The 22,587-nt window shown below is 37.6% G+C and carries 22 protein-coding genes and 1 pseudogene; 15 read left to right on the forward strand and 8 right to left on the reverse strand.

Annotated features, from left to right (window positions below; all coding sequences use genetic code 11):
- The first annotated feature begins 44 nt into the window (after nucleotides 1-44).
- From ASU03_RS16280 to ASU03_RS16320, 8 genes are all read left to right on the forward strand, one after another.
- Nucleotides 45-302, forward strand: a complete 258-nt coding sequence (locus tag ASU03_RS16280) for a pyocin activator PrtN family protein (protein WP_057832818.1) — start codon at nucleotides 45-47, stop codon at nucleotides 300-302.
- A 204-nt stretch (nucleotides 303-506) separates the two neighbouring features.
- Nucleotides 507-1,706: a replication initiation factor domain-containing protein gene (locus tag ASU03_RS16290; protein ID WP_057832820.1), complete on the forward strand. Its 1,200-nt coding sequence runs from the start codon at nucleotides 507-509 to the stop codon at nucleotides 1,704-1,706.
- A gap of 1 nt (nucleotide 1,707) precedes the next feature.
- A complete protein-coding gene (locus ASU03_RS16295) occupies nucleotides 1,708-2,064 on the forward strand; it encodes a DUF1293 family protein (RefSeq protein WP_057832821.1) in 357 nt (118 codons plus the stop codon).
- A gap of 2 nt (nucleotides 2,065-2,066) precedes the next feature.
- Entirely contained in the window at nucleotides 2,067-2,324 is a 258-nt protein-coding gene (locus ASU03_RS16300) for a hypothetical protein (protein ID WP_057832822.1), read from the forward strand.
- Between the two features lie 11 nt (nucleotides 2,325-2,335).
- A complete protein-coding gene (locus ASU03_RS16305; protein WP_057832823.1) occupies nucleotides 2,336-2,551 on the forward strand; it encodes a hypothetical protein in 216 nt (71 codons plus the stop codon).
- Nucleotides 2,552-2,667: 116 nt separating this feature from the next.
- Nucleotides 2,668-4,065, forward strand: coding sequence for a hypothetical protein (locus tag ASU03_RS16310; protein ID WP_057832824.1), 1,398 nt, complete (start codon nucleotides 2,668-2,670; stop codon nucleotides 4,063-4,065).
- Entirely contained in the window at nucleotides 4,062-4,472 is a 411-nt protein-coding gene (locus ASU03_RS16315; protein ID WP_057832825.1) for a hypothetical protein, read from the forward strand. Before ASU03_RS16310 ends, ASU03_RS16315 begins: the two co-directional genes overlap by 4 nt.
- 88 nt (nucleotides 4,473-4,560) lie before the next feature.
- Entirely contained in the window at nucleotides 4,561-5,928 is a 1,368-nt protein-coding gene (locus ASU03_RS16320) for a zonular occludens toxin family protein (RefSeq protein ID WP_057832826.1), read from the forward strand.
- 236 nt (nucleotides 5,929-6,164) lie between these two features.
- Here ASU03_RS16320 and ASU03_RS16325 read toward each other — a convergent pair whose 3' ends face one another.
- The 3 genes from ASU03_RS16325 to ASU03_RS16335 all read right to left on the reverse strand — a co-directional run bounded on the left by ASU03_RS16325 (nucleotide 6,165) and on the right by ASU03_RS16335 (nucleotide 6,966).
- Complete coding sequence (locus ASU03_RS16325; protein ID WP_057832827.1) at nucleotides 6,165-6,431, reverse strand: hypothetical protein; 267 nt, start codon at nucleotides 6,429-6,431, stop codon at nucleotides 6,165-6,167.
- 115 nt (nucleotides 6,432-6,546) lie between these two features.
- Nucleotides 6,547-6,738: a hypothetical protein gene (locus ASU03_RS16330; protein ID WP_057832828.1), complete on the reverse strand. Its 192-nt coding sequence runs from the start codon at nucleotides 6,736-6,738 to the stop codon at nucleotides 6,547-6,549.
- A gap of 3 nt (nucleotides 6,739-6,741) precedes the next feature.
- Entirely contained in the window at nucleotides 6,742-6,966 is a 225-nt protein-coding gene (locus ASU03_RS16335; protein WP_057832829.1) for a hypothetical protein, read from the reverse strand.
- 728 nt (nucleotides 6,967-7,694) lie between these two features.
- Here ASU03_RS16335 and ASU03_RS16340 point away from each other — a divergent pair.
- From ASU03_RS16340 to ASU03_RS16350, 3 genes are read left to right on the forward strand one after another with little or no spacing between them, the layout of a single operon-like run.
- Nucleotides 7,695-8,564, forward strand: a complete 870-nt coding sequence (locus tag ASU03_RS16340; RefSeq protein ID WP_057832830.1) for a hypothetical protein — start codon at nucleotides 7,695-7,697, stop codon at nucleotides 8,562-8,564.
- Nucleotides 8,565-8,573: 9 nt separating this feature from the next.
- On the forward strand, nucleotides 8,574-9,131 hold the full coding sequence (locus ASU03_RS16345) for a hypothetical protein (RefSeq protein ID WP_057832831.1): 558 nt from the start codon (nucleotides 8,574-8,576) through the stop codon (nucleotides 9,129-9,131).
- Nucleotides 9,128-9,985 carry a hypothetical protein gene (locus ASU03_RS16350; protein ID WP_157465938.1) on the forward strand — a complete coding sequence of 286 codons (858 nt, stop codon included), beginning with the start codon at nucleotides 9,128-9,130 and terminating at the stop codon, nucleotides 9,983-9,985. Before ASU03_RS16345 ends, ASU03_RS16350 begins: the two co-directional genes overlap by 4 nt.
- 136 nt (nucleotides 9,986-10,121) lie before the next feature.
- Here the strand turns inward: ASU03_RS16350 and ASU03_RS16355 are convergent, their stop codons facing one another.
- Entirely contained in the window at nucleotides 10,122-11,192 is a 1,071-nt protein-coding gene (locus tag ASU03_RS16355) for a site-specific integrase (RefSeq protein WP_057832833.1), read from the reverse strand.
- A 106-nt stretch (nucleotides 11,193-11,298) separates the two neighbouring features.
- Here ASU03_RS16355 and dusA point away from each other — a divergent pair, with 106 nt between their 5' ends.
- Complete coding sequence (gene dusA, locus ASU03_RS16360; protein WP_057832834.1) at nucleotides 11,299-12,309, forward strand: tRNA dihydrouridine(20/20a) synthase DusA; 1,011 nt, start codon at nucleotides 11,299-11,301, stop codon at nucleotides 12,307-12,309.
- Between the two features lie 1,142 nt (nucleotides 12,310-13,451).
- Here dusA and ASU03_RS16365 read toward each other — a convergent pair.
- Nucleotides 13,452-14,945: a coniferyl aldehyde dehydrogenase gene (locus ASU03_RS16365; protein WP_442855146.1), complete on the reverse strand. Its 1,494-nt coding sequence runs from the start codon at nucleotides 14,943-14,945 to the stop codon at nucleotides 13,452-13,454.
- Nucleotides 14,946-15,448: 503 nt separating this feature from the next.
- Here ASU03_RS16365 and ASU03_RS22130 point away from each other — a divergent pair.
- Nucleotides 15,449-17,035, forward strand: a pseudogene (locus ASU03_RS22130) (GMC family oxidoreductase).
- A gap of 78 nt (nucleotides 17,036-17,113) precedes the next feature.
- On the opposite strand, the gene ASU03_RS21150 reads toward ASU03_RS22130, so the two are convergent.
- Complete coding sequence (locus ASU03_RS21150) at nucleotides 17,114-17,413, reverse strand: hypothetical protein (protein WP_197411265.1); 300 nt, start codon at nucleotides 17,411-17,413, stop codon at nucleotides 17,114-17,116.
- Between ASU03_RS21150 and ASU03_RS16375 the strand changes: the two genes are divergently transcribed.
- Entirely contained in the window at nucleotides 17,388-18,986 is a 1,599-nt protein-coding gene (locus ASU03_RS16375; protein ID WP_197411266.1) for an SUMF1/EgtB/PvdO family nonheme iron enzyme, read from the forward strand. The two genes, ASU03_RS21150 and ASU03_RS16375, sit on opposite strands and share 26 nt — an antisense overlap.
- A gap of 92 nt (nucleotides 18,987-19,078) precedes the next feature.
- On the opposite strand, the gene ASU03_RS16380 is transcribed toward ASU03_RS16375, so the two are convergent.
- Nucleotides 19,079-20,995, reverse strand: a complete 1,917-nt coding sequence (locus tag ASU03_RS16380) for a transcriptional regulator (RefSeq protein WP_082627312.1) — start codon at nucleotides 20,993-20,995, stop codon at nucleotides 19,079-19,081.
- A 41-nt stretch (nucleotides 20,996-21,036) separates the two neighbouring features.
- Complete coding sequence (locus ASU03_RS16385) at nucleotides 21,037-21,978, reverse strand: LysR family transcriptional regulator (RefSeq protein WP_057832837.1); 942 nt, start codon at nucleotides 21,976-21,978, stop codon at nucleotides 21,037-21,039.
- Between the two features lie 182 nt (nucleotides 21,979-22,160).
- Between ASU03_RS16385 and ASU03_RS16390 the strand changes: the two genes are divergently transcribed.
- Nucleotides 22,161-22,574 carry a DoxX family protein gene (locus ASU03_RS16390; RefSeq protein WP_057832838.1) on the forward strand — a complete coding sequence of 138 codons (414 nt, stop codon included), beginning with the start codon at nucleotides 22,161-22,163 and terminating at the stop codon, nucleotides 22,572-22,574.
- Nucleotides 22,575-22,587 lie beyond the last annotated feature (13 nt).

Below are 22,587 nucleotides of genomic sequence, written 5' to 3' on the forward strand. Positions count from 1 at the left end.
TCGCTTTGAATTGCTTTAACCCTAAATGATTACATAGGTGATATATGAATACAAATTTCGCACTTCTAGCTCGCTTTGAATCTCCAGTAATAGAACTGAAAGACGTTTGCCAGGAGTTCTTCGGTATTACCGTAAAAACGGCTAAGCAAAAAATTAAAGGCCAAGATTTCCCTGTACCTACTTTCAGCTTAATCAAATCTGAGCGCTCTCCTGTATTTATAAAAGTAGAAGATTTAGCGAATTATATCGACAAACAATATCAAATTGCCTCGAAAGAATGGCAACAAGTGCATACGGCTTAATGTTATGCGCATTGAAATTTACTACGAGAGCGACCCCATCATGGGCGTAAATGTCACTTACGACTTTAACGGAAAACGTCATTATGATTTTTTCAGTTCTCTGTATCTATTCAATGTGTGGGCTTCATCTGAATTTTATAATTCTGAATTAATTGAAATTACTAACAGCAATTATCCGCAGTTAGCGCAGCAAGGGAAACTCTAATGAAAGTTAGCAATAAAAAAGATGTTTATACCCAAACTGCTGAGGCTTTAATGGCTCACGAAAAATCTGATGCTATCAAAATAGATCACTTAGCTTTTGCTTTTCCTATTACTGCACTTCGTCATTGTCGTACAGCCGGGGCTGCTAATTTACAAATGGACTTAGTCACCGGTTATAAGAAATCATTTTTTACTAACAAGGACGTTCCCCAAATAACGCGTATTAAACGCTATGGTATTTACCCAAAGCCACCTGTAATCAAATCTAGTCGGGCTTTAGGTATTGCTGAATATGAAGCGCATAAAGATAAAGTCGCTGAATTAATGACTGACTTTTACGAAAGAACATTAAAAGTTTGGGTAAATAGCGTATTAGGTTTTGAAATGTCACCTATGCGTGGTCGTGGTTTACATGGCTATAAAGACTCAATGACCTTACGTTCTAATGGCGTAGAAGTTGGCTTCATTGGCCTAGGTGGTCAACGCGATACCATTTACTTTCAAATTTCGGGTACTGGCTGTAAGTCATTATTCAGCCATATAACGCCATTCGTTATGCATCACTGGCTATCCAAAGTATTTACCGTCACCAAGTTAAGTCGTGTCGATTTAGCCTTTGATGATTATGACGAAAACTTTGATTGCGACTATGCCGAAAAAGCTTACAAGGACGGTTGGTTTAGAACCTCCAATAGAGGGCAGTCGCCAACCATTAACCCTAATAACAAATACACCTACGATAGCGACTTGAACAAAGTTTTCACGCAAGAAATGGTTTGTGTCGGCTCTCGTACCTCGCTTATTTATTGGCGCATATATAACAAGAAATTAGAGCAAGGCATTAAACAAGATAACTTTTCTTGGTATCGCTCTGAGGCTGAATTAAAGAAATGGTCTGTTGATTGTTTACTTAACTTAGCCGCTACGTTTGCTGGCCTATGCCCTTTCGCTGCCTCTGTTGATTTAGACAAAGGCGTAAGAACTAGGTCAATGAGTAAAGTAAAAGAGGTTTGTCTTGATGTAGCTTCTCGCGTTCGTCACGTTCGCCGCTCTGCTGGTAAAGCCTTGGGCGATATCTTAGAAATATTTCAAGGCGATATTGCACACACAATGGGTTTAATTTTACCCGAAGAAACAGGCGGTAAACTCGGAATACCGCCAACCTATCAACAATTAATCAACAAAGTTATAGAGGTTTAACATGTCGAATAAAATCATTTTATGTGGTCTGCAAATTACCAGTTTTCCTGAAAGTAAAAACCCTGATGCTGAATCAGCATTATTACTAATGCTTTATCCCTTGGAAAACGTAAACGCGCCAAAATTCAAACGTAAAGCGGTAGGCCAATCAACTGAAACGCCCTTTGGTAAACAGTCGTTATGCATTAACGCTAAATACGCTCACCTACTTATTGATACTGGTGCCTTTGTTTCAAACAAAGAGTATGACCTTGTCGTGGGTTTCAACACGGACACTTTTGAAAATGAGATTTCAAAAATCACACCGGTTGACCCTGCTGTTAAAAAGCATTTTGACGAATGTTTGAGTAGTAAATAATTATGTCAGTTTGCGTATTTATACATAGCTCTGGAACTTTAAAAGTATCTGCGGAAACTGACTGTACAGAATTTGTTTTATTGAATCAGGTTGAATTTCAAAATTTACAATCTGGCTCATTACAACAAATGAATGAAACTCTGCACTTACTTTTTGCGTTTGATGCAGAGTTATTTGGAGTCGTTGAGGGGGCTATGATTTTTGCTTTCTTAACATCACATTTCGGTGGACGTGTTGTTCGCTGGTTAGGTAAATCTTAAAGGATAAAAACATGAAAAAATTTTTAAAGCATAATAAAACTCGTTTAGCTGTTGCGGCTACTGCTGCTCTTGGCTCTGTTGCTGCTCAAGCTGCTGACCACACGGCTTTGATTACTACTGCTGCAACTGAAGGTAACGGTAACGTAACTGCGGTAATTTCTGCTGTTATCGGTATTGCGATTCTTAGCTTTGGTATTGGCGCAATGATTTCTTGGTTCAAGAAATAAGTGGTCACAACAATCTTACTCGCTTGTTGCTTTTACTATTGCATGGTTGAGGGCTTTACAAGCGGAATCAGGACTTCTTAGAAGTCCTTTTTTTTCACTAAAATTTGAGTTTTATTATGCTTCGTTTTTTAGTTTTAATTTTTTTGTTTTTTAGTTTTGAATCTTTTTCTGCTTATTATACCGTTACTTCATCAACTGATGGAGAGGTTCCCGTTGGTGTTACTTGTATTGCTTCTAGGCAAAATAATCCTCCTTGCACTGATTTATTGCCGCCTGAATATTTGGGAAAACTTCTTATAAATACGGGGAGAGGTGGCGGTGGCACTACTGTTTCGTTGATAGGCTATTATCTACGCCCTGACTGCGGAAACTGTTCATCTGTTGCTTATTATATATATTTTGATGCAATACTTTCTTGTACTTCTGCCGAACAATGTGAGCCCATAGCTGAAAAGCAATGCACTCAATTATCACAAACAATGATTAATTTTAATTATGTTTCTCCTGATGTTTTTACTTATGAATGTTTAGAAGAGATTACCCAATCCCAAGAGTGTGAGAATACAGTTATTCAACAATGTATTTCTAATGGTGGTTTTGCTTCTTCTGATTTTACTGATGATGGTCAGGGCTTAACTCAATGCTCTGGTATTTGTGGCGATGGTTCAATAGCTGGTGCTGAACCTGAACCTGATTGTTCTGTTTATCCTTTTTGTGATGCTTCTATTCCACCAAGCGATTTAGATTTTGGCTCTGGTGGCTCTGGCTCTAATGTAGCCCCACCGAGTACAACAACTGCCGACACTGAACATGAAATAGATTATGAGGCTGACGGCTCTATGGTTGACCCAACCGCGCCATTTTCAGCAATTCAAGGTGACAAGCTTATTAATGAGGTTGTTAAAAGTCGTAATGATAATACAACTAATTTATTAGCGACTACTCAAGCAACTAATCAAACCATCGTCGAAAAATCTGACGATATTCAACAAACTATTTCTAATTCTGCGAATGGCATTATTGATGCCGTTAATAATATTTTGCCTTTTCATGATGGCAACATTGTTCAGGGAATGGAGCAATTTAGCGTTAAAATTGATAATTTAGCTGATATTTTTGGCAATTTAAAAGAAGATTTTGGAGAGTTAAAAAATGATTTAGATACTGATTTAGGTAGTGATTACGTTCACACCACGTTAAATGCTGATTTTTCTGGTTTTGATGTTTTGTTTAGTGCTGATTCTGGCATTAAATTAGAAGAACTAGTAAAGGACTTACAGCTTGTCATTAAAACTGAAAGCTTTGATTTTCAAGCCTCATTAAACGAGTTGGTTTCTATCGGTTCGCCCTCTGTTGGTGAATATGAACAAAAGTCTCTTGATTTAGGTGGTTGGGGTACTTTTGATATATCCCTTTCACGATTCACAACGCTTTTCGGCGGCTTGGGTAACATCATTTATTTTCTTGCTGCCATGACAGCAATGACCATTGTTTTAGGTGGTATTAGATTATGAGAATTTTAATTTTTTTATTATGTATGAGTGTTTCTTTTAGCGCTTTAGCAGGAGATTCCAGCGCAGGTTTTTTCGGTTTTTTTGGGGCTGTTGAGGTGTTTTTTTCTGATGTTATGGAATTTATAACGGTTGTTATCCCTACCAAAATCACTGAGTTTATTTTCTGGTTTAAGCTTTATATGGCCTACCTTAAATTTTATTTTATTCTTGAAGCTTTACGTTTTTCTCATGAACTGGCTTTGACCTTTGTTCAACAACTTAACATCAGTGAAGTTATCAATGTTGCTATTTCTAACCTCCCTAATGACTTACAAAAAGCCGCTAGTGATATGCGTGTTTTTGATTCTTTAAGCCTAATTGTTGAGGCGCTTATTACTCGCTTTGTTTATTCGGTGGTGACTCACTAATGATTAAATTCTTTTATTTATCTGCTCGCTTATTTGGTTTGATTGTTTTGTCGTTTCTTGTTTTATTTTATATGCAAAGGGGTTAATTGTGGCTACTAAAGTTTTTCATGGTGCTCCAGGCTCTTACAAATCATCAATGGCCATGTGGTTTGAGATTGTTCCGGCGCTCCGTTCTGGTCGTGTCGTTGTCACCAATCTACAAGGTATTAAGAATTTAGAAGATATACAGCGGGAATTGAAAGAGGTTTTTCCGAGTACCGCTAGGCTATTACGAATCAGCATAGGTAATGATAAAGGGTTGGCCTTGATGCGTAACTTTTTTCACTGGTTACCTATTGGCGCTATGATTTTCCTTGATGAAATCCAAGATATTTACCCTAATGATAAATCGTTTAAAGCTGCTGATTATGATTATAAAGGCGAGGGTCTTTTTGATGAACTTTTGCCGCCTGAATTTAAAGAGATTTATCATACTGAGCAAAGAAAGATAAAGTCGAATGTAGATATCGAAGAGTATTTAGATGATATAGGCGAGAGCCTTTTCGATGAACGGGATTATTTAAGATACCCAAGAACATTACGCGAATGCTTTATGAGGCATAGACATTATAACTGGGATATTTTAATCGCTACGCCTGACATTAAGGAAATCGCTGCCTTTATTCGTTCTGTTTGTGAAGTTGCTTATCATCACTCCTCTAAAGATGCGATCCCAATTCCATACTATAAGCGACGGCCGCGCATTTGTGAGCACTCGCCAAAAACTAACGGTACGTCTGTCGGTAAAAACGACATCATTACATTTAAAAAGGTTCCTCTCGATGTTTTCAAACTTTATAAGTCCACAGCAACAGGAAAATCTACTAAGTCGGGCGCTGGTCAGTCGCCTATTACTCCTACTATTGTTGTTGGCTTCGCCTGTATTGTTGCCTATCTGGTGTTTATGGTTTTCTTTTTCTTCGGCGATGAAAGCGCTCAAACTTCTGAATCGTTGGCGAGTGATTTACCTAATGCGATATTACAAGATACGCAAATTAAAGCGCTTTTTAATCAAAATGATAAGGTTCCCGCTAAAGGTTCTCAGCAAGGTTCTCAGCAGATTAATAATTTTAGTTTTCGTAATGCTAGCGTTTCGGTTGTTACTGCGCCTAATAATTTTGTAGCGCTGCCATTTAATGCTCAAAAGATGTATGTGAATGCGGTTAATACCGTTTATCTCAACAAGTTCAAAGTCACTAGGGATTATGTCTTTACTGTTTATATAGATGGTGAAGAGCTTAATGTAGGCTCTGAATCACTTATTGCTATGGGCTATAGGATTTTTTATAAGTCTGATTGTCTGCTTGAATTAAGGTCAAATAAGCATAGTAATTATATTTATTGTGAGCCAAGCAGACCGAATAAAGCTTTTAATGAAAGGGCTAATTCAAGTGCGGTAAAAATGAAGTTGATTTAAGGTTTATTGATTACTCAGGGGGTAAGGTGATTGCGGTTTTGGGTAGGGTTAGGATGGGTTCAGGCATTCTCCCAAAACATCAGGCTCATTGTTAAAGTACATTTCTGCCAAGCACGTTATTCAGATTACGTTTTTTTACGCTTTAGTACCAAAGTCGTTTAACCTGGCGAAACCGGTAGCAACATTTTGGTACCAATTCATTCGCCTGGAACACTTGCCAGGAGAAGTTTTTGGTACTAATCAGTTAAAATATCGAGGGCTTGTTGTAATCCTTTTTGCTGTTGCTTAATATTTTTAATCTCTTCTAGTATATCTTCTAGCCTTTCCAGCTTCTTTTTAGTTTTCCTTAAATCGTTAACGACTGAAACATGATTAACGATAGCTTTCTTTGCTGCTCCAGCTGCGGTTGCTTCACTGTAGTGTTGCTTGAGTTCGTCAACGAACTCGACGAACTCAGGTTCTGATTCATTAATTTTTATTAGCATTAGTTTTCTTCTCCACATGGGCAAGTCCAAGTTTCACTACTGTAGTTAGATACTGGATTATAAAAAGCTTCTACATGATGCAGTGTTTCGCTGTCGCAGCTGTCGCAGTGGCATAGCTCTCTGGTTTCATTAATCATTGGTTAATTCCTTTTATACGACCTGTTTTAATATTTCTAACAATTGATGGTACTAAGTTACGGTTTTCACAGCATATTGTAGCCATAAGTTTTAAATCATCTGCACAATAATCAGGTATCCAAAGAGTGATTTTCTTTAAGCCTTTGTCGCGCATTGTTTGCTCATACATAGCATTTCGTGAAGTCATGTTTTAGCCCTCGTCACTGGTGACGGTGGCGTTAAGAAACTTTTCAGCCACTTCAAAAGTTCCTGTTCTTGTTCCATCACATGGCAGCTCTAGCTCTTGGGTATTCGTATTTAGCTTGAACGTCTTAGCTCCCCAAATATGTTTGATTAGACACAACACTTTGCTGTTCGTTAAGTTGGTTATAGCAAATTCGTTTTTTTCTAAGTTAGACCATGATAGTAAAAGCATTCTGTTAGTTCCTTGATAGCTTCAATTTAATGTGTACCCGTTTCGTAGAAACATAGGGGTGCGCGCTTAATTTGATGCTAATCAAACAGAGTGAGAGAATAATTTTGTCAATGAAAATCAAGGAGTGTCTGAGGTTATTTTCGTCTCTTTGAAAATGTTCTTAGAAACCTTTATTTTACTTTACTAAATTAGGCTTGAAGCTCTTTGGAACCTTCTTTTGAACTTTTGTTTGTTTTTGTTTGTTCGTTTTTTTTATTGGTTTTGGTAGCGAACGACGAGGACGAGGGCGAAGCCTGAGCAACGAGGAAGAGTGGAGAGCGGAAAACCCCCGTCATGTATTACGGGGGTAGATTCCACCAAACAATGCGGCTTTAGCTCAATACCCTTGTTTTTTATCTATATAATACTTATCCCACTCACTAATGTGAGGGATAAGTCTTCAGGGGAACCTATATAACTATTCATTGTCAAAGCTTACAGTGATTTGTATATTAAATTTGTCTTCATGTAGTTAATACACAAAATAGCCGTTTAATATAGGAGCTCATATTTGACCTGAAATTGTTTAAAATTAGGTAAATAACGGTACTAATTAAATACATTATCCATAAGCAACTTTTACTATATATGTTACACTTAATGTTACATTAAATGTTACGCATCTTGTGTAAGGTGTGTTACCTTTTAACTGCTTTAGTTTTGCATTCAAATAACCTACTAGGAATATAATGAAATTTAACAATTCACCACATCTTTTTACCCAAACCAAACTTGTGTTTGATAAAGATTTTGCGACATTGTCAGAAGAGTTATACAACTTGTTGCATGTTGATTTTTCTCAAATAAATTTTGGCCAATTAATTGAAAATGATGAAACCTCACATACAATAAATATAGGTTTATCTGGAGGACATACAACTCAATCTTTAAAACGTGTTGGCTACCGGAATGACAATATAGATTTTATTGTTGTTTTTGGTCGAAATATGATTGAAATAAATACCACAAATTACATTGATAAATCGACATTTAAAAATGATGTAGACCAAATATTAAGTATTTTTCGGAAGCATAAATTTATTGATGCTATGAATCTCACAGAGGTAACAGTGTCAAATGTTAATTTGTTTATGGCATGTTCTGGATTAAAAGTTAAAGATATGTTTGATGAACATGTAGTTCTCCCCTTCTCGCAATTAACTTCAAAAGAAGATGAGTGTGCGAGATATGGCCGACATAATTACGTTCAAGTCATAGACAAAGGAATCGTTAAACTAAATATTGATATAGAGCAGCATAGTGTAGATATACATAATGTTTATAAGAATGGAGGTTCGTGTAAGCTTATTCCTGATTCCTTAGGTGAGAATAATGCAGACTTCACTCTTAATATAGATATCAAGAAATATCTCGAAATTTCAGACAGTGATGATAGTTATGTAATTCTTACTTCTTCTGCTTCTATGATCATGAGTTCACCATTCGGAAGCTTGGAGGGAACGGATTTCACAACAAATGTAGAAAAACTAGGTGGCTATAGTAGAGGCGTATTTGAAGAGTTTAGGTCTATTGAAAAAACCAACCAAGTATGGAAATAAGGAGGTCAAATGAACAGTTATAATTTAGGCAACTTAACTAATGAATTTCCAATTTATTCGCTTGATAATATAGTAAATATTCGGCGCCCTTCAATTGAGGTTCATATTAAGAATATTAACAATCATGTAGTTTACATTCTTAATGAAACAGATAAGTGTTTATCAATAAAAAGTGAACTTAATACTTTTAAAATTCTTGATCTTGTTATCAGAGCAAAGTCAGTATTAGGGATGGGGAAAATAGATGTATCAAAACATTTGAAAATTTCTCGTCAGACGCTTGAACGCCATATATTAGGTAGAACCATTGACGCTAAAATAATTCCAAAGTATGAATTTTTAAATGATATTATCAATACATTAGAATCTCAATTTGGCACTAAAATTTCAGACTATAGTGGTAATATTATAGTTGATGGCACAACCTTTCGTGAATATTTCAAATCAGGTGCAACCGACCTTATTGATAAAGCGAAAAAACTTTTAGCTAAAACTGAAAATGCCAGTGTTGCGCCCTACCAGACTCCAAATAGAAATCGAACAATTGGAGTTGGTAAGCAAGGATGATGAATAGCAAGGAGTTAAGACAAGGCGATATATTAAAATTCATAAGCGCTCCAAATAAGGATGAAATTCAGATAATAAAAGATGGACGACTTGGGGCTTTTAGCCAAAGCCCTTTTGACATCGAAAATTGTCTGCTTGTTTTATCTCAAGATTGCACTATCTCAGGTAATGGAAAGCATGTTGAACTTATTCAAATAAAACCTAAAGATCAGTCACAATATAATATAGAGCAGGGCTTATCCACTGGTAAGGATTATAATAGACTGATTTTTACAGATTCAAACGGTAATATTTGGCTTGGGGAACCGCATCTTATTACAGCTATCAAGCATGATAGATATAATAAAACTTTAATAGATTCTTTAGAAAAGCATTCTAAACTTACCAATAACAGTATGACAACTGTGCTGAACTGGCGTATTGGCTATTATAACAGAGAGCCTTTTCCACATAACTTTAACTCTTGGTTTAGTACTGTACTTGTGGAAGGTGATTTTATATCAAGATTAACCGATCTCCATGAGGTGATTAGAGATATACATATCTGGGTATCCCCCGAAAAAGAAGAATATGCAAAAAAATACCATGTAGCTATTACAGCCGTAACTTATGCTCAAGAGCTTCATGATAGTCCTGCCAGTAAGTTAATGGATGAACTGATAAAAAGCTTAGCAGATAAATATTGTTCTGAATTGGTTATGTTAGCTATAGAACAAGAGGTAATTGATATTGAACTACCTCAAAATGTTACTGTACTTCCTGTCACACCAAGTGATGAATTCACTTTTGCGAATGCTGATGTAATGCGCAGGTTTAATCTTAATTATATTTGCAATAAAGCAATTCTTGAATAGTCATACGTAGAAGTGTTCAAATTAGCTATATCGATAGACAATTATCAAAAGTGCAAAACTTTTTGATTACTCATACTTACTCTAATTATCAATTTCATCTTTATTAAATGATCCCTACAGACTCCCTGATATTACTCTAAGAATCTAATTTAAATTTATCATGCAACTTATGAGGGAATAGCTGAGTATACACTTGCCATAATATATTCAAATTTCTATGGCCTGTCACCTGCGCGACCTCTTCAATGCTATAACCTTTCTCAAAGAGCCTAGATGCGCCCTCTCGTCTTAAGTCATGGTATCTTAGGTCAGTTATACCTAAATCATTCCTAACACGCTGAAAACCTGCTGTGACAGACCTAGAATTATAAGGAAATATTCTATCATCCGTTTCTGACTGCTTTTTCACTAAGTCATATGAACCGGCAAGCAATGGCACGATCATATGGTTACCTTCTTTTTTCCTTGGGTCTTTCCTGTCTCGTACAATTACTGTTTTATGTGCATGGTTTAAGTCTTTCCATTCGATTTTACAAACTTCTCCTATTCTCATGCAGGTAAGTATTGAAAAGTTAAGAATATCAACAAATGGAATATTACTTCCTTGCTTGTTCTGTCTTTCAGTTAATGCGGCTGTTAACTTTTCCAGTTCATCTTCTGTAGGTCTACGTGTTCGTTTTTGGCTTTTACCGACTAACTTCATTTCAATTAGTACAGGTACAGCATCTTCAAAGATTTTCCAGTTGGTCGTTACATCAAAAACAGGCATCGCTATTTTCATTACACTGCGTAAATATGCAATATCATGATAAATAGTTGCTCCTCCAGCCCCTGCTGCTCTTCGCATTTTACAATGAGCTATTAAATCACTGCTTTTAAGCTGGTTGGATAGTACATCTGCTATTGGACAATCTCTTAGCATTTTCACCACGTACTGCTTAGTTCTGCCAGTAGCCGCCCACAAATCAGCATCATTAAAGTACAGATCTAATAGTTCGCCAATTGTAATTATTTTGTCTTGTTTAATTATGCTATTTAGCTCGGCTTTTTCTTTTTGTATTTTGCCCCATGTTTTAGCTAATTCTTTTTTACTGAAAGTTCGTGTTTCTCTATGTATAATTACACCATTCTTTTTTACGCGTACAGTGCAACGAAAACTAGCGTCTCCATTTGCTCTTATGCGTTTATCAATTGTTACTGATGCCATTGTATTATCCTTAATCGTCCTACTAAAAATGGAACACTATTGGAACACCGTATATGGAAACTCAACGAAAGTACAGGCGATACAAGGCTATTCGGAGTATAACTTAATGACCACAAACAAGGCCTCAAAGCCAGTAAACACAAGCTCTACAATCAATCACAGGCTAAGCGTTGCGCCCATGCTAGATTGGACCGATAAACATTGTCGTTACTTTTATCGACTAATGTCACAACACACTGTGCTTTACACAGAAATGATAACTACTGGCGCTATTTTACACGGTAAAGGTAATTATTTAACCTATAACGATGCGGAACACCCTTTAGTATTACAACTTGGTGGCAGTGATGTTAAAGCAATGACTGAATGCGCAAAAATCGCCGAACAATATGGCTATGATGAAATTAATATCAATGTCGGTTGTCCATCAGATAGAGTACAAAACGGTCGCTTCGGTGCATGTTTAATGGCTGAGCCATCTTTAGTTGCCGAGTGTGTTGATCAAATGCAAGCAGCGACTAATATCCCCGTTACCGTAAAATCACGTATAGGTATTGATGATCTAGACTCTTACGAATTTTTGCATACCTTTATCGAGCAGGTGGCACAAGCCGGTTGCCAACATTTCATAATCCATGCAAGGAAAGCTTGGTTAACGGGGTTAAGCCCTAAACAGAACCGTGATGTTCCCCCGCTAGACTATAAACGGGTCTACCAGTTGAAGAGTGATTTTGATGCCTTAGAAATATCCATTAACGGTGGTATCAAGTCTTTCTCTGAGGCTAATGAACATCTTCAACATATTGATGGAGTGATGATAGGCCGTGAGATATATAACAGCCCCTATATGCTAGTCGATGCTGATAGTGATATATACCAATCAAATGAAGGTAAATTATCAAGAACAGAAGTTATTGAGTTAATGGTTCCCTATATCAATAATACGGTTAAGGATGGTGGTAGGGCTTGGCACATATTGCGCCACATGCTTGGCCTTTGTAATGGTTTAACCGGGGCGCGTAAATTTAGGCAGCACTTGAGTGAATGTGCCGGTAAAGATGGGGCAGACGGGCAAGTGCTTCTTGATGCATTTTCTAAGGTGACCTTGTCTGAATAAGGTCCTGATTATCTCAATTTCGGGAATTGATGTCCCGTTATTGAGAGCCTGTGCTTTATAACGTATGTGAATTAAACCATTCTAGAACAAATTTAACTATAAAATAGTAGTTATGACCAAACCATTACCTATCTAAAAAATACATCTTAACCTTATAGCCCTGATTAAAATAAATAATCAATAAATTCATATAGATATAAAATATTAGCGATCATGGCACAACCTTTGTAACACTTATGGCAACTTAGTAATAACTACTAACACTTTCGCACAAAAATTCGTACGAATATTATACGCAAAAGATTACAAGGAATAAAGGAATAACAATGTTAGATTTAAACACTTTATTTATATTAACAATGATCCCTGGCTCTGCCATGCTTCTCACTTCAATGATTGTCGGTGTTTTTGAATCAAAGCACTAAGCCCCTAAATTCAACGTTAGTTTTGACCCGCTAAGTTTTATGTTGCGTTTTTTATGCAAGAAATATGAACTGACTTATGCACTAAGTATTATGGTTGATCACCATGAATATAAAGCTATATCAATGCGAAAATTCACCTGAACCATGACATTAAAATACCTTATTATAATGTCATCGGTGTTTTTCAAGTCAGTTGTCACCTCATGGTTAAGAGACCTCGAAATAAACCCCATAAACATACTAATTCCGGCGAAATTACGCTTAGGTGGTTTATAACTTAAATTTGATTGAATAAAAATGTATCAGTAACACAGCAAATTATTTGAATTGAATTTATGGGTTTATTAGAGTGATATTTTAAATCCGCTAGTGAATTTCATCACAGCATTATTATACTTTCGGTTTTCACCTAAAAGTTGATAGTTTACTTGCAAACACCCCCGTACTCCCCTTTAAAACACCACTAAACAAGTAATTCCTCGTTAAATACGATTAATAGACGCAAAGCCAGAACGCAAGGTAACCTATTGTTTATATTCGCAATTAAAAACCAATCGAAACAAAAGTGAAGCTTAAATGAAGCGTTACTAATTGTTTGCTGGTTTTTTATTGGTTACACCCATAAATCGCTTGGCGGTAAGGGTAATTACGAACAACGGATTGAGTAAAAATAACGGCAAGTTCAGGTATGCTATCCTGCGCCTAAACCGCTAAAATTTATCGAATAAATAGCTTATATACCAGCTGATGAATCTTAGTGCCAAAGGGTGGAAATAATAAAGTGGTAAAGTTTATGCGACCACGTGACAGCACTGATTTTGCATGTGAAAAAGTTTTAAAGCCTTCAATGCCATGATATTGCCCCATACCTGAAGCGCCAATGCCACCAAAGGGCAGATCATCATTAGCGACATGAAAAGCGGCATCATTAATACACACACCGCCAGCATGGGTTTTTAGTAGTATCCGTTGTTGAAAGGCTTTGTTAAAACTACAAATATAAAGTGCTAGTGGTCTAGGTTTGTTGTTGACGTAATCAATGGCGTCATTGATGTCATCATAAGCAACAATAGGCAGTATTGGCCCAAAAATTTCTTCTTGCATCACTAACATATCATCCTTGGTATTAGTCACCAGCGTTAGTGGCATTTTGCGCAGTTCGTTATGCTCACCAAGCTCGACCTTAGCAATAAGCGGAATGATATTAGCGCCCTTGTCTCTGGCATCCTGCAGTAAATTATCTAAGCGTAACTTTTGCCCGTCATTGATAATACTGGTGCAATCTTGATTGTTATTAATACTGGGATACATAGCTTGGTAGCGTGTTTTAAATGCCTGAATAAGTGCCTCAACCTTTGCTTTCGGGCATAAAATATAATCAGGAGCAACACAAGTTTGTCCTGAGTTAAGTGTTTTCCCCAAAATAAGACGACTGACCGCAGTATTAATATCAATACTATTATCAATGATTACTGGTGATTTTCCGCCCAACTCTAACGTCACCGGCACTAAGTTTTCTGCCGCCGCTTTCATCACCAACTTGCCAACAGCTGTGGAGCCAGTGAAAAACAAATGATCAAAAGCTAACTTAGAAAAAGTAGCCGCCATTTTTGCATCTCCACTAACAATCGCCACTTGCTCTTTGGCAAAAACATTGCTTATTAGCTCGGCCAATAAAGCGGTGGTATTAGGGGTGAATTCAGACATTTTTATCATGGCGGTATTACCCGCCGCTAGTGCTGCCGTTAAGGGTCCAAATGATAAAAATACCGGGTAATTCCACGGCGCGATAATACCAATGACGCCTTTAGGCTGATAAATAACGAAGGCTTTGGCTGGCTGAAACAAGAGTCCCACATGTTTCTTTTCTTTTTTCATCCAGCGCTTGAGGCGCTTAATAGTATAATTAATGCCCATGACCGTACTGAGGATATCGCCAAGTTTAGAATCATCAGCGCTGCGATGGCCAAAATCCTTCGATATAGCCTCAATAAAAGCTTGCTGATTATCGATAAGCAAACATTTTAACTTATGCAAATCAGTAATTCTTTGCTGGTAACTTGGATAAGTGTTTTGCAAAAAATAACTTTTTTGGCCACTAAAACATTGCGCTAAGGCGGCACTGCTCGAAATATCATTACTGGACGAATGTGGCAGTTGCGTTGAAAAATCTTCTGTTACTTCGAGTGCTGTAGCGACACCATTCATCATTTTTTATCCTTTAGTAAATATATATATACCCAAACCACCTGAAGATGCAGGTTTTAGCTGGCATTAGAAATGCCTTTAGGCAAGGCTTTGATTGAAGAGAATAGTTATTCTATTGTCGAAATCAATAACGTCGCATAAAGCGTTTCTAAACCAACCCTTCGGGGACGTCTGAGTAAACCATGTTCTTCGTTACCTCCTTTTTTAAGGGAATAACCCTTAATAAAATGAGGCGCCTTGATCATGAATTGCTCAAGCGTGCTGAAACACACACCTTCAAGTGGCTTGGGTATAACTGGAGCAATCGCAATATTAAGTGCACATCAGCCTTAGTGCACTTATCATAGGGAAAATGAGCCTAAAAGTCAGCATTTAGACGAAATCAGCATAGAAACCCCTCTTTTATGAGAGCAAAGAAAACAGTACCTTTCCTATAGCTATCTCACTGATAAAGCGTTAATTTAGTTATCTGGTACGATCAGTAACCTTGTCTAAAGGATTAAATGATGAACAGCACACTGGCTAAATTTGATTATATTATTGTTGGCGCCGGCTCTGCGGGTTGTGTGCTGGCGGCGCGATTGTCTGAGGATCCCAATAACTCGGTCTGTCTTTTAGAAGCGGGTGGCCCTGATAAAAGTATCTTTATTAAAGCACCTATCGGCTTAGCGGCCATGTTACCCACTAAGCTTCATAACTGGGCCTTTGAAACCATCCCACAAGCGGGTTTGAATGGCCGAAAAGGTTATCAGCCAAGAGGCAAAACCTTAGGTGGCAGCTCATCCACTAACGCCATGTTATATGTGCGTGGCAATAAATGGGATTACGATAATTGGGCTGCGCTTGGCAATGAAGGTTGGAGTTATAAAGACATACTGCCTTATTTTAAAAAATCTGAAGGTAATGAAGCCTTTAAAGATGAATATCATAACCAAAATGGCCCATTAAGCGTTTCCAATGCAACGGATGCCAGTGACCTCAATCAAATGTTTATTGAGGCATGTAAACAACAAGGTATCAAACATATTGATTATTGTAATGGCGCAGAGCAAGCAGGCGTATTTTACTATCAACGTACCATAAAAAACGGTGAGCGCTGTAGTGCTGCCAAGGCTTACTTAACCCCAAATACTGCCCGAACAAACTTAACCATTATTACCCACGCGTTAACTGAAAAAATACTATTTTCAGGTAAAACTGCCATTGGTGTACGTTACAAAAAGAATAAAAAGTCCATTGAAATTACCTGTAACAAGGAAGTGAACCTTAGTAGTGGCGCCTTTGGCTCACCGCAAATTTTAATGTTTCCGGTGTTGGCGCCAGTGCACACTTAGCAGATAAAGGCATTGCCAGTATCCATGATTTACCTGGTGTTGGCCAAAACTTACAAGACCATATTGATTATGTGCAAACATTTAAAGTAGCGAGTAAACACGATACTTTTGGCTACTCCGTTAGAGGATGCTTAAAGCAATGTTTGCATGACGGAAGTATCGAAGCGGAAAAGTTACCAGTACGTTCGCTGAATCTGGCGCATTTTTCAGTACCGAAGAAAATTTAGTAGCACCTGATGCCCAGTTGATCTTTGTGCCTGCTATTGCCGATAATCACGCTAGAACGATAAATTTCGGCCATGGCTACAGTTGCCATATTACCTTGCTCCGCCCCGAAAGTATTGGTGAAATAAAGCTCCACAGTAATAACCCAGAAGATTCACTGGCGATTGATCCTACGTTTTTTAGCCATGAAAACGACATGATAATAATCAAACGAGGCGCTCAAAAAATGCAAGCTATCCTTGAGGGTAAACCGTTTACGCCAATTCGAAAAAATATGCTTTATCTTGTCGAAAAGGGTAATGATGAACAACTTGAACAGGATATTCGTAATAGAACGGGTACCAGTACCACCCCTGTGGTACTGGTAAAATGGGGCCAGTAAACGATGCTATGGCTGTGGTCGACTCACAATTAAAAGTACACGGCATGAAAAACTTAAGAGTGGTCGATGCCTCAATAATGCCTAAAATCATCAGTGGCAATACCAATGCCCCCACCATAATGATTGCTGAAAAGCGGCGGATAAGATTTTAGAGAACGGGTAACATTGGTTAATACTGCTAACTAGACTAGACCACTTCATATCGATTAAATATCAAACTACTTTTTCTATCATTTATCTATAATTTCACTTTTTAGATAAATGATAGGACGCTGAGTCACAGTTTCACTTAAATTCCTTCCTGAAAAAGCACACAGCTTTTCAAAAAAATATGGACGATAACGAGAAGGAATACCAATGAAGATTAAAAGCAGTACCCCGTTTTGCACAACATTTGTAATCATATCTGCAGTAATAATGCTAACCAGTTTTAGTTTCCCTTTATTTGCGGGCAGCAATGCCATTGAGCCACCTATGGTAACAATACCAGCAGGTGACTTTTTAATGGGGAGTGATAATGGTAATGCCAATGAATTACCTGTTCACAAAGTTAATATACCTAGTTTCCAAATGGCTAAATATGAAGTGACCGTCAGGGAATATGGTCAATTTATTAAAGCAACAGGTTATGCTCCTGTTGGAGAGTATGCTGATTCATGTATGACATGGGAACGGAAAACAGAAAATAATAGTTATGGTATAACCGGTGCGAAAGGAGGTTGGAATGATACCTTTATTGCGCAAAATGACTTTCATCCCGTACTTTGCGTTAACACTATCGATATCCAAGCCTATATTGATTGGCTATCGACAGAGACCGGGGAAAAATATCGCCTACCGAGTGAATCTGAATGGGAATATGCCGCTCGTGCCGGCACGACTGCTAAATATTTTTTTGGTGACGATGAAGCTGAATTGTGTCGCTATGGCAATGTTTTTGATCAAACGGGCCAAATGGCTTTTAAACAAAAATATTCTTTAGATGGCACCTATGCACAATGTGATGATAAAGCAGAATATACTACAGTTGTTGGCATGTACCAACCTAATCCATATGGCCTCTATGACACTCTTGGCAATGTTGGTGAAATACTCGCAGACTGTGAACATAAAACCTACCAAGGTGCACCAAGTGATGGTTCAGCTTGGACAAGTGAGTGCGACTCATTTGGTCCTAATAGTAAAATGCAGATCCATCGTGGTCGCGCTTATGGTCAATGGTCAGAACCGTCAAGCCTAAGCTCTTCAAGCCGCGGACACATAGGTCTTGATTTGCGCAGTAGTTTAGGTGAAGGCTTTCGCTTAGCCCTAGATGCTGCTGATAACAAACAAGTTAAACAGCCAATATCAACAATAAAGTTTTCTAAATCCTTAGCCATTGCACAAGAACAAGAAGCCTTACGTCGCATAAAATTAACGCCGTTTCCTACGGCACCAATCGGATTAACGCTTAACAATGAAATGAATAATGGCACACATCGCTTATCTTGGCACGCAAACAGCGAACCAGTAGTAACCGGATACAATATTTACCGAAGTGAAACAGTAGGTGGTAAATATTCACTGCTAGCCGCAAACATTAATACCTTGCAATATACCGACACAACACTGCACACCCGCAAACATAGCTATGTTATAGCCGCAACTAATAGTGATAAGACCAGCTTATACAGTCAACCAGTGACAACAGCAGACATGGTAAAAAATATCTCCTTAACTATTCAGGCCGAAGATTTTAATTTTATGCAAGGTATGGCCGTGGGTACTATAGCTGACAAAGAAGATACGGGTGGCGGTTTAAACTTAACTGGAGATGGCGGAATCAACAAAGGCAATTGGACAGATTACTTAATTAATGTTGAGTCGAGCGGTTTTTATAAATTGAATTACCGTATAGCAAGTGCCGATGGTAGCGATGGCTTTGAGCTATTGCTCAATGACAAAGTACGAGCAACGTTCGCAGTTCCTATTACAGGCGGATGGCGAAAATGGCAAACAGCTTCAGGAGAGAAAATGTATATTGAAGCAGGCCAATATAAAGTACGTATCAAAGCGATAGCAAGTGGCTGGAAACTTAATTGGTTTAGTTTTGTTGAGAGTTAAATTGTATTAGTTCAATTGGTATTAGTTCCGACTTGTGGTGGCATTCAGGCTTGAATGTCACCTACCTGTTAATTTATCGATTAAATCAGTAATCAAAGTGGATATAACCCCAGTTTACGTAAACGCGGCTCAGCAAACATTAACCAATACGGCGTAGCATCTTTCTTCAAAAAACGAATATAACTTTCTGTTGCTAAGTTATTATCAACAGCACTTAATTCAATCATAATAAGCGCAGCATCTAAGGACGTCCATAGCTCTCCAGATAAAACCGTTTCGCTATAGGCTTGTTTAGCTAAGGTTATAGCCTCTTGAGGTTTGTGCCAAGATTGGAATACGCCAGCAAGTATAATTTTTTCCTTAGGGGTCAGCGGACCTTCATTTTCAAATAAATTAACAGCGTCAGAAACACGATTATTGCGAGTTAATATACTAGATAAATGGAACTGTGCTCTTTCTTTACTCCACCATTCTTGTTCTGGTGTGAACAACTCAATTACCCACCGATAAAATTTCTCTGCCTCAATGTCATCTCCAGCCAATTCAGCATAATACCCTTGTTGAAAATATATATTCGAATAATGCTCATTTGGAAATTTGTGGATATCGATTATTCGTTTTGCTTCTACTAAGTAATAATCTCGATCGGCAATCTTTTTTAACTTATTGGCATAAACAGCCAGCGAGATGAATTGATTAATTTGTTGAAAATGCGCACTTTCTGCTTTTAGTAAGGTAATAGATTCCAAAAGTGTTTGTTTTAACGCAATATAATTTCCGTCATAAAAGAATAACTGTGCGACTTTGCTCGCTACATTTACAAGCCCTTCGATATCGTTGATAGCAGAAAAATTGGTTGTCGCCTTGTTTAGCTCAATCCTTGCTTCAATATAATTTTCTTGTTGAATAAGCATTATACTATTCAACATATAGGCCTCAGCTAAATACTTTTTATTACCCGCTTTAGTGGTGAATGACTTTAGCTGCTCAGTTAACAATGATGCTTCGTTTAATAAACTTAGATTCAGCGCGCTTTGTATATAATGTTGTAAGACAATTACATTGTTGGGAAACTTATCATGCATCAATTGCAGTTTGGCATGAATACGTTTTAAATTGTCTTTGTGAGTCAGTAAAAATTCAGAACCTATTACTACGTTAATATGTTGAGCTAGCTTAGTCGCGGCATTCTCTAGAGAGTTAGCATTAATAACGCCTTGCCAAAAATTATTTTCTACCAATAAGTTAAATGTTATAAAAAATTCTGACTTATATTTTTTAACTTTGGTCGACAAAATTAAATCAGCATTTTCATTCTTTTTTTCAGTGGGAACTAATAAACTAGGGCTAGCTTGTAATTCGCTAAAACTCTTACCATATTTGCCCAATATTACTGAGAATGTTTCTTTTTCATTCAAAGCTTTGATTAACTCTTGATTATACGACTTCCCACTCACTTCATTAACATGTGCATTTTTTGAGTTATTAACCTCAATGGGCATTAATGCAATAACAGGTTTATCGGTAGCTAATGGTTGATGTTTAAAAAGCGAAACAACAATAGAGATGATTATTGCAAAGCTCGCTAACAAAGCAAAGTATTTAAATCTTTTACTATTTTTTTCTTGTGATACTGCTGCTTTCTGCTCTAGAGGTTGCTCTAATGGTATCTGCCATTGGTAACCTTTTTTTGGGTGAGTCGCAATGGCATCATCACCAAATATACTGCGAAGATTACTAATGTTTTGAAAAATAGACTGCTCAGAAACACTTTTATCCGCCCATACATTTTCGAGAATTTGCTCTTTGCTGAAAACTCTTTGAGGATCACTCAACAATAATGTGAGTAACTTAGCTTCATTAGCACGGAGGTTGACCGTTTGTTCCATTTTGATTAGAACGAGTTGGTCGCTCTTAAATAGAAAACCTCTAAAATAATAATTCATATAATAGTCAGTATAATCTTTACTTAATTGCTGGCATTTTACCTTCCCATCACCAAAAGACAAGCTTGTTCAGATTCTTATATAAAACCATCATGTTGAATCAGTTAATACTCATCCCAATAAGGAGTATCACCAAAGCGCTGAGCAATAAAATCTATCAGTAACCGACAACGTTCGGATAAAAACCGAGTTTGCGGGTAAACCGCGTAGGCATGTATTATTGGCAATTGATATTGGCTCATCAGCGGCACTAACTGCCCTGCTTGTATTGCTTGATAACTAATAAAACTGGGTAGATAACACACGCCTTTACCCTTAATAGCCATGGCTTTTAAAAAGTCGCCATTGTTCGCTGTCATTATGGTATTAAGTGGCACCGTATGTGCTTTACCTTTAGCATCGGTAAGGCTTATTTTCCCTTGCGCATTTTGACTTTGTGCCAGGTGACTGTGGCTTTGACCAATATTACCGTACTGTAAATAATCCAAATTATTAAGCTGTGCCAAAGTTTCAATAGAGCCATGCTTTTTAACAAAATCAGGGCTAGCACATAATACATGGCGAATGGGGGTTAAGCGCCTGGCTTGTAAACTGGAGTCTTTTAACTCCGCGATACGTATGGCTAATTCATAGCCTTCTGCTAATAAATCGATATGACGGTCAACAAAATCAATGTGTAACTTTAACTTAGGATGCAATTGAGAAAACTCATCAATCACTGGTGTTAAATGTAATAAGCCAAATGATAACGGCATAGTGATCTTTAATGTGCCTGACAAGGATGTTTTCACCCCGTGGGTTAGCGCATTTAGCTCAGCAACTTCATCAATAATGGTTATCGCCCGCTGATAATATAGCGAGCCTGCTTCGGTCAGCGCGGATTTACGTGTTGTTCTCGACAGCAGTTGTGTACCGAGTCTATTTTCTAATTCTTTTAAGCGTTTACTCACCGCTGATTTAGCCATATTGAGCTGTTCAGCCGCCTTGCCTATACCGCCCGCATCCACAATACGTACCAGTAACGCCATATCTTCTAACTGTCCCATATTATACTCATGTTAGCTATTGTTCTCTTTTAGAGAACTATCTTTTAAAAATACTACTGTTTATTGAAATTAGTTCAACAACTAAACTGTAGTTACATCTTGAGAAGAATGAAACGAAGCAGACTAATAAAGAGTAAATTCATTAATCATTACTTTGACCACAACTAAATTTGGAGCACACCATGAACAGCCACAGCATAAAAAACATTACCACACTACAACAAATCAGCGCCCCAGTAGGTCGTGTACTATTAGCCACTATTTTCTTTATGTCAGGCTTAACTAAAATAACCGCCTATGTCGGCACGCAAGGCTATATGGAAGCCATGGGTGTACCTGGCATGTTACTACCGCTCGTAATCGCCTTAGAAGTCCTTGGTGGTCTTGCCATTATGCTTGGCTGGCAAACCAGATTAGTGGCCTTTGCTTTAGCGGGTTTTAGTATCCTCTCCGCCATGTTATTTCACGCTGACTTTAGCGATCAAATGCAAATGGCTATGTTTATGAAAAATATTGCCATTGCCGGTGGCTTTTTAATGTTAGTAGCACAAGGTCCTGGCGCTTATGCTCTCGATAACCGCGCTAGCAGTAAATAGACCCGCCCTCTGC

The sequence above is a fragment of the Colwellia sp. TT2012 genome (assembly GCF_001440345.1).
In the GTDB taxonomy this organism is placed as follows: Bacteria; Pseudomonadota; Gammaproteobacteria; order Enterobacterales; family Alteromonadaceae; genus Colwellia.

What these genes read in the sequence shown, in the direction of transcription:
- ASU03_RS16365 (WP_442855146.1), bottom strand. Translation starts at nt 14,945, where the DNA reads ATGATGAATGGTGTCGCTACAGCACTCGAAGTAACAGAAGATTTTTCA.
- ASU03_RS16355 (WP_057832833.1), bottom strand. Translation starts at nt 11,192, where the DNA reads ATGGCATCAGTAACAATTGATAAACGCATAAGAGCAAATGGAGACGCT.
- ASU03_RS16305 (WP_057832823.1), top strand. Translation starts at nt 2,336, where the DNA reads ATGAAAAAATTTTTAAAGCATAATAAAACTCGTTTAGCTGTTGCGGCT.
- ASU03_RS16315 (WP_057832825.1), top strand. Translation starts at nt 4,062, where the DNA reads ATGAGAATTTTAATTTTTTTATTATGTATGAGTGTTTCTTTTAGCGCT.
- ASU03_RS16300 (WP_057832822.1), top strand. Translation starts at nt 2,067, where the DNA reads ATGTCAGTTTGCGTATTTATACATAGCTCTGGAACTTTAAAAGTATCT.
- dusA (WP_057832834.1), top strand. Translation starts at nt 11,299, where the DNA reads ATGACCACAAACAAGGCCTCAAAGCCAGTAAACACAAGCTCTACAATC.
- ASU03_RS16390 (WP_057832838.1), top strand. Translation starts at nt 22,161, where the DNA reads ATGAACAGCCACAGCATAAAAAACATTACCACACTACAACAAATCAGC.
- ASU03_RS16385 (WP_057832837.1), bottom strand. Translation starts at nt 21,978, where the DNA reads ATGGGACAGTTAGAAGATATGGCGTTACTGGTACGTATTGTGGATGCG.
- ASU03_RS16310 (WP_057832824.1), top strand. Translation starts at nt 2,668, where the DNA reads ATGCTTCGTTTTTTAGTTTTAATTTTTTTGTTTTTTAGTTTTGAATCT.
- ASU03_RS16335 (WP_057832829.1), bottom strand. Translation starts at nt 6,966, where the DNA reads ATGCTTTTACTATCATGGTCTAACTTAGAAAAAAACGAATTTGCTATA.
- ASU03_RS16325 (WP_057832827.1), bottom strand. Translation starts at nt 6,431, where the DNA reads ATGTGGAGAAGAAAACTAATGCTAATAAAAATTAATGAATCAGAACCT.
- ASU03_RS16345 (WP_057832831.1), top strand. Translation starts at nt 8,574, where the DNA reads ATGAACAGTTATAATTTAGGCAACTTAACTAATGAATTTCCAATTTAT.
- ASU03_RS16280 (WP_057832818.1), top strand. Translation starts at nt 45, where the DNA reads ATGAATACAAATTTCGCACTTCTAGCTCGCTTTGAATCTCCAGTAATA.
- ASU03_RS16295 (WP_057832821.1), top strand. Translation starts at nt 1,708, where the DNA reads ATGTCGAATAAAATCATTTTATGTGGTCTGCAAATTACCAGTTTTCCT.
- ASU03_RS16375 (WP_197411266.1), top strand. Translation starts at nt 17,388, where the DNA reads ATGGGGAGTGATAATGGTAATGCCAATGAATTACCTGTTCACAAAGTT.
- ASU03_RS16340 (WP_057832830.1), top strand. Translation starts at nt 7,695, where the DNA reads ATGAAATTTAACAATTCACCACATCTTTTTACCCAAACCAAACTTGTG.
- ASU03_RS16290 (WP_057832820.1), top strand. Translation starts at nt 507, where the DNA reads ATGAAAGTTAGCAATAAAAAAGATGTTTATACCCAAACTGCTGAGGCT.
- ASU03_RS16350 (WP_157465938.1), top strand. Translation starts at nt 9,128, where the DNA reads ATGATGAATAGCAAGGAGTTAAGACAAGGCGATATATTAAAATTCATA.
- ASU03_RS16330 (WP_057832828.1), bottom strand. Translation starts at nt 6,738, where the DNA reads ATGACTTCACGAAATGCTATGTATGAGCAAACAATGCGCGACAAAGGC.